The organism is Winogradskyella sp. A3E31 (assembly GCF_046720935.1).
Taxonomy (GTDB): domain Bacteria; phylum Bacteroidota; class Bacteroidia; order Flavobacteriales; family Flavobacteriaceae; genus Winogradskyella.
In genome coordinates this window covers 1-7,349 of the sequence record NZ_JBHNWH010000017.1, presented here as the reverse complement: position 1 = coordinate 7,349, position 7,349 = coordinate 1, and the positions used below count along the sequence as shown (strand labels likewise).

Here is a 7,349-nt window from a genome sequence, read left to right as displayed (position 1 = left end):
GTGCAGATGTTGGTCCTAATACTGTAACTCTTACAGTAACTGACGTGAACGGAAATACAGCAACATGTAATGCCACCGTAACTGTAGAAGATAATATACCTCCAGTACTCACGCCTGGAGCTGACAGAAACGTAAATTTAAATGCTTCTTGCCAAATCATTATACCAAATGTTAGAGGTACAGCCACAGATAATTGTAGTGTAACAATAATCCAAAGTCCTGCCCAAGGTACTAGCGTTGCTGCGACTCATAACAGTCCTGTAACTGTTACAGTAACTGCAACAGACGCTTCAGGAAATACTGATGTAGAAACAGTTATTTTAACACCAAGGGATGTCACACTACCTACAATTTCTTGTCCATCAAATATAACAGTTACTAACGATAATGGCGTATGTGGGGCCAACGTAACTTATGCAGCCCCAACGTTCAATGATAATTGCTCTGGTGCTAGTATTTCACAGACTGCAGGTTTAGCCTCGGGATCTACGTTTCCTGTAGGAACAACAACAAATACATTTGTTGTGACTGATTTTGCTGGTAACACACGCTCATGCTCTTTCACAGTAACAGTTACAGATAACGAAGACCCCGTATTAACCCCAGCACCAAACCAAAACGTAAATTTAAATGCTTCTTGTCAGGTTTTAATACCAGACGTCAGAGGTACAGCGACAGACAATTGCACTAATCCTGTAACAATAACACAAAGTCCTGCTCAAAACTTAGCTATAGCAGCAACACATAATAATCCTATTACTGTTACAGTTACCGCCACAGACGCTTCTGGAAATACAGATGTAGAAACGGTGATCATAACACCTATGGACGTAACACCTCCGTCAATAACATGTCCTGGTAACCAGAGTGTTAATTTTGACGCTGGTTGTGAATTTATTTTAGCAGATTATACAGGTTTGGCTTCAGCTTCTGACAACTGTGATACTAATATTACCATTACACAGTCGCCAGCTATTGGCACGACATTGTCTGGAGCAACAACTGTTACATTAACAGCAACTGATAACGCTGGTTTGAGTAGCTCCTGCACATTTCAAGTTATTCCTAATGATTTAACCCCACCAAATGCTGTATGTCAGGATATAACTGTTTCTTTAGGTGCAACCGGTTCTGTAAACATATTACCAACTGATATTGACAATGGATCTAGTGATACTTGTGGCCCTGTTTTCTTTTCCATATCAGACTCGAACTTTACGTGTGCTGATATTGGACCTAACACAGTGACCTTAACAGTTTCTGATAATTCGGGCAACATGAGCACTTGTACTGCTACTGTAAATGTTGTAGATGATACAGCTCCTACGATGCAGTGTAATGACTTCGTTGTAGTTATTGACCCATTGACTCAAGAGGCTACAATCAATGCAAGTGACATCGACAACGGGTCTAATGATGCCTGTGGTCTTGCAAGTTTAACTGTTTCTCCTAACACTTTTAATACTTCTCAGTTAGGTAATAATACGGTAACACTTACTGCAACAGATGTTAATGGAAACTCAAATACATGCACAGCAGTTGTAACCGTTGAACCTCCTATAAATGAGGATACCATTTTAACTGGGACTATTGTTGATCCTCTTGAGCCAGGTGAAAGCCCATTGCCGCCAAGTGCCCTTATTGAAGCAACAGCTTGCCCAGGTGGTATCACAGCACCAAGAGATATTTCTTTAAACCTACAAGCATCTGATCCAAACACGTATAATCTTCAGGCTTCACAAGTCATTGAATGGCAATATTCACAGGATAACGGAGAAACCTGGACGGTTCTTCCAAGTTCATCTGGTACTTTATCTTATACTTTGTTAGATATAACAGATGATACATTTGTAAGAGTTAGAGTATATGATGCAAATGATCCAACACTTGAGCAATTTAGTTCACAAGTATTTATTAGATTCCTGCCACCAGACGAACCACCTATATTGACTAGTGATCCACGCTTTGATATTTGTTTAGGCGAAAGTGTGCTATTAACTGCCGAGAGTTTCTTCGATCAACCGAATGGACAATTTGGTGAAGGTGGTGAGTTTAATTATGCCCAACCAGATGGTTGGAGAGTCGACTACTTGGATGGATTTTTCCCTGCTTCTGGTGATAATGGAAATGAAACAACTTGGAAAGAGACCAACTCTAATAATAACGCGCTATTTAGCAATATAAATTACGATACAGCTGATAATACAAAATTTGCATTGGCACACGGAGTTGGAAATGTAACACAACTCGAAACTCCAGTATTTAGTACCATTGGAATGACGTCTGCTGAAGCGATTATGACTTTCGATACCAGTTTCTTCTTCTGTAATGGGGGTTATGGAACGATATGGTTATCATTTGACTCAGGAGCTACCTATGCTCCTGCAAACGAATTAACTGCCTATTGGGAATCCGATGATACACCAATCAATTTTACGACTGGTAATGACACAGGAATCCACGTCACTAAGCAAGGGAACTGTAATAGTGCCAATAGCCAAAGAGCTTCAACTGACCCAAGAATGACAGCTGCTTACATAAATCTAGGCCCTTATGTTGGTCTTTCTGGCTTAAGAGTACGGTTTGAATTTTTCGGAAGTACAAGTACTTGTACTAATGTGTCTTTTCCACCAGCACCCGGTAATAATTGTAATCCTGTGAGAACTTTTGATGTTGCAAGTGGCTGGGCCATTGATAATGTTGGTTTTGCCTATGCCGGTGTAGATGATGAACTAGAATGGACCGATGAACAAGGCAATGTTATTGCCATTGGTTCTCAAGCTACTGTACAACCTATCACACCTGGAATAAGAAACTATGGAGTGACCAATTTAGTAAATGGTTGTAGAGCACCAGGTGATGATGGAACAAACGATGATACATTAGTATATACGAGTTTAGCTTATGCTGGTCAAGATTATATCCCAGCAGGTAACCAATGTGGTGAAAATTTTGTACAACTACACGCTTATGACAATACAATTAAATCTAGAGCTAATTTTGACCTAGGAAATTGGGAAACTGGTCTTTATGCTGTGCCTGCTGATGATGCTTCGGATTATGATCCTACTGGAGTTGGTGGTCAATGGACTATTGTTAATAGTGCTACGACGTCTTGTGGAAATTTAGCAACCTTTTCATCAAATACAGATCCAAATGCAACGTTCAATGCTAGTCCAGGTACTTATACTCTTAGGTGGACTTTAGATGATGGCAGTGGGTGCTCGGATGATGTTGTAGTTACAGTTGTAGATTGTCCTACTATTGATTTTGATGGCATCAATGATCATATCGACTTTAGAAATAATTACAATTTTGATAGCACTTATGGCGGTAGCGGAGATTTCTCTATAGAGGTTTGGGTTAAGCCTAACTCTGTAAACGGTACAAAAACTGTCTTTTCAAGAAAAGACGATGATGATAATACAACTGGTTATGCTTTAACTGTTGTTGACGGTCAAGTACGATTTAACTGGTATAAATCTGCAGGATCTGGCAGTATTACTAGTGGAGGACTTAGCATTGGTACAGATAGGTGGTATCATTTAGCCATAACCTTTGATGGTTCACAATATGTCATGTATGTCGATGGTATATTAATCAATACTCAAAATGGAGCTGCACCAGATGCAACACCAAACAACATTAAAGCAATGTTGGGCGCTACTGATCAAGCGCCACCGAATGAAGCAACAAAATACTTCCATGGATGGATGGACGAGTTGAGAATATGGACACGTGTATTAGACGTTCAGCACATAAGACAAATGATGAACCAAGAAATCAATGCCTCTGGTGCTGATGTCATGGGTGCTGTTATACCTACTAAAATCTATGGACCAGATATTAACAATGATGGTGTCGAAGATGATCCATTACTTTGGTCAGAATTAGAAGGGTATTATAGAATGAATGTGGCCTGTGGAGACTTTTCACCATACAAAGGGGTTGCTGGTCGATTGAGAAATATTCAGACAAGTCAGCAAGAAACAGCACCTCTTCCATATACATCACGTGCTAATTCCTCTTGGGATACGGATAACACATGGACACATCACACGGTATGGGATGTACCAAACAGTGATGGTATCGATGGAACACCTATTGATTGGAATATTGTGAGAACAACACATAATATTACTACAAATACAAGAAACCTAACTGTTTTAGGTTTGCTAGTGGATCAAAATAAACTAACCGTTACAGACTTAGGCGATGCTGACCAAGACGAAAACAACAATGGAGTTGGAATTTGGGTAACAGATTATCTAAAGTTAAATGGTGAGATAGACTTGGTCGGAGAGTCGCAACTGGTACAGAAACGTATTTCTACCAGACAGTTTAATGAAAGTATTTTGGATGTCACAAGTGCTGGTAATTTAGAGCGTGACCAACAAGGAACAACCAACTTATTCAACTATAATTATTTCAGTTCTCCAGTTGGAGCAATCAATACAACTGCTAATAACGTTCCTGAGAATTTAGTGAACTTGTTGTTGGATGGATCTAATACAAATCTTAATCCACACCCTGTTATTCAATGGACTAATAGTTATAATGCTACACCTGGAACTACACCTATTACGTTAAGTAATCGATGGATTTTCCAATATGAAAATTATCCGTGGGACACCTATGCTGCATGGAACTATAAAGGTAACACTGGTACGTTAGATCCAGGGTTTGGGTTTACAATGAAAGGTAGTGGTCAAGGTAATGCCAATGAAGGAGGAGAAATTACCGGTGGATCACAAGGTAACGGCCTACAAAATTATGTCTTTAAAGGAAAGCCGAATAATGAGGATATCCTTATACCTATAACTTCTGGGTATCAAGCCTTAATAGGAAACCCTTATCCTTCGGCAATTGACGCCAATGAATTTATTGACGATAATGTCCCTGGAGGAAATCCTGGATCTGGTGCAAGCACAGAAGGTACATTGTATTTCTGGGAACACTATTTATCGAATCAGACACACATCCTTGAAGAATATGAGGGTGGTTATGCCGTTTTAAATAAAACTGGTGGTGTTGCTGTTTATTTACCAGCTTTAATAAGTGGTGCAGGTACAGCATCAAAAACACCAGAGCGTTACGTACCTGTAGGCCAAGGCTTCTTTGTAGGTAACGTACAAGCCTCTAGTGGAAATGTGAAATTCGAAAATGATCAACGTGTATTTGTTCGAGAAAATGTATCTGGCACAAACAGTGGGTCTGTATTCTTTAGAAATAATCAAAAGGACAAGGACACAAGAGCTTCTACAAATAATAATACTCAAGGTCGAACTATTAGTAGTGTCGATGGTGAGGAGGATGCTGTTATTTCTAGAATTCGATTGAATTTCACATCGCATGTTGATGGTAAGATTAGACCATTGCTTCTAGGTTTTACTTCAGATAATTCTGCAACCGATGGATTCGATTATGGATACGATGCAAGTAATACCTACTTCCAAAACAACGATGCTTTCTTTATCATTGAAGATGGAGTATATGTCATCCAAGGTGTGGGAGAATTTAATGAAGATAAAATGTACCCGTTAGGTATTTTCTTATCTGAAAACAGTGATGTAGAAGTTGCATTAACAGATATTGAAAGTTTTGAAGAAGACATCGATGTATTTATCTATGACGCAGTATTGGACATTTATACCAAATTAAACGATACAAATTTTGAAACTAATTTAGAGCCAGATTATTATGCAGATCGTTTCTTTATCACCTTTAAAGCATCTTCAACCTTAAGTGATGACGAAATCGTTAAAGATGATTTAGTGTATGTGGCGTATTTAGATGCCAGCAAGGATATCTACATAAAAATCCCTAATAAGGTCGCTAAAAAAGTGAATTTAATTAATGTCCTCGGTCAAACGGTGAGGACTTGGGATTCAGGATTAGAAGAATATTATTCAAATGCCTATAGAATTCCGGTTTCCGGATTGCCATCAGGTACTTACATTTTGAAGGTTGAAACTGATAGTTCTACACTAAGCAAGAAAATAATTATTAATTAACTATAATTCAAATATTTATATAAAAAACGCTTCTAAACGAGGCGTTTTTTTATATCATCAAAATGCATTTCGTCGATTTTATTTGCTTTTTATGGATGTTTTTGATTTTTTTTTCTATATTGCGCACGTATGACCCAAATCATTCTAAAAACCGCATATTATGAACCTACAATCCGCTTTTAATCTGAGAATCAAAAGTTTTCAGCTTTCCACTTGTAAAGCTAACCGCATTCATTTTAACATTTTTGATAATGACGCTTATAGGATGTAACTCTTAAGAGTTTATCTTTTAACCATTTTCTACCGCCCTCAAGAAATGGTTTTATTCATAAAGCTATTAAAAAACCTACTGATGAAAAAACTTTACTTTTCCCTTATACTTTGTTTTGCATTGTTGCAGTCATTTGCGCAAGTCAATGGTGATTATAGGTCCACTGGCAACGGAGATTGGACAGCTGCAGGATCATGGCAAGTACGAACTGCCGGTCTTTGGCTCCCAGCAACGACTTATCCTGGTAATAATGCAGGCACTTACAATGTTTATGTTCAAACCGGGCATACAATTACAATCACTACTAATTTAACTACCGCAAACTTTGGTGACCTGAATATAGACGGGAACGTTAACTTAAACATTCCGGGCAACCCTGATGTTGTTAACTTAAACACAACTGCTATTAATATTGACGCAGGTAACTTAAACTTTACTGGTGTTAAAGTTAGAATGAATTTACCAAGTTCCTCAATCATAACATTAGACAATGGTGGTACCATTACCGCTGATACCTGTAATAATAATAATGAAATATTTATTGGAACTCGAAGGTACGCTACGTGTGCTGGTGGAGGATCAAGCACCTATACATTTGGTGAAGTTAGTGCTTCTGGTGGTGTTATTAATGCAGAAATTACAACGCCCGCTTCTGGTCCAGTTACAGCGCAAGCCTGTACTAGTCAAAGTCTGGTTGGTGGTTATTCCGGAACAGAAACTAACGTCACCTTTAATTGGTATGTTAGAGAACCTGGGGCAACAACCAATACACTATTATCTACCGGAACATTAGCCAATGACACAGTAACAACTTCTGAAAGTTTTGCACCAAACTTATTTGGTTCATATTTAATTACCCTAGAAATCACAACTGCTAGTTTCACCAATATTGAAACGAGAACTTTTAATTCTGACGATACACAAGCTCCAACTCCTGATTTAGCTTCTTTGCCTATAGTTAATGGTCAGTGTAGTGCTTCGGTCTCTGCTCCTACCGCAACAGATAACTGTGCTGGAGCTATTACTGGTACAACTTCTGATCCAACGTCTTATTCAGCCCAAGG

General features: G+C 38.6%; 2 protein-coding genes. Both read left to right on the top strand.

The annotated features are described in order from the left end of the window. The first annotated feature begins 44 nt into the window (after positions 1–44). Positions 45–6,014 carry an HYR domain-containing protein gene (locus ACFEMA_RS14570; RefSeq protein ID WP_411768945.1) on the top strand — a complete coding sequence of 1,990 codons (5,970 nt, stop codon included), beginning with the start codon at positions 45–47 and terminating at the stop codon, positions 6,012–6,014. A 352-nt stretch (positions 6,015–6,366) separates the two neighbouring features. Then, on the top strand, positions 6,367–7,349 hold a 983-nt coding region (locus ACFEMA_RS14565), incomplete at its 3' end, for a hypothetical protein (protein WP_411768944.1).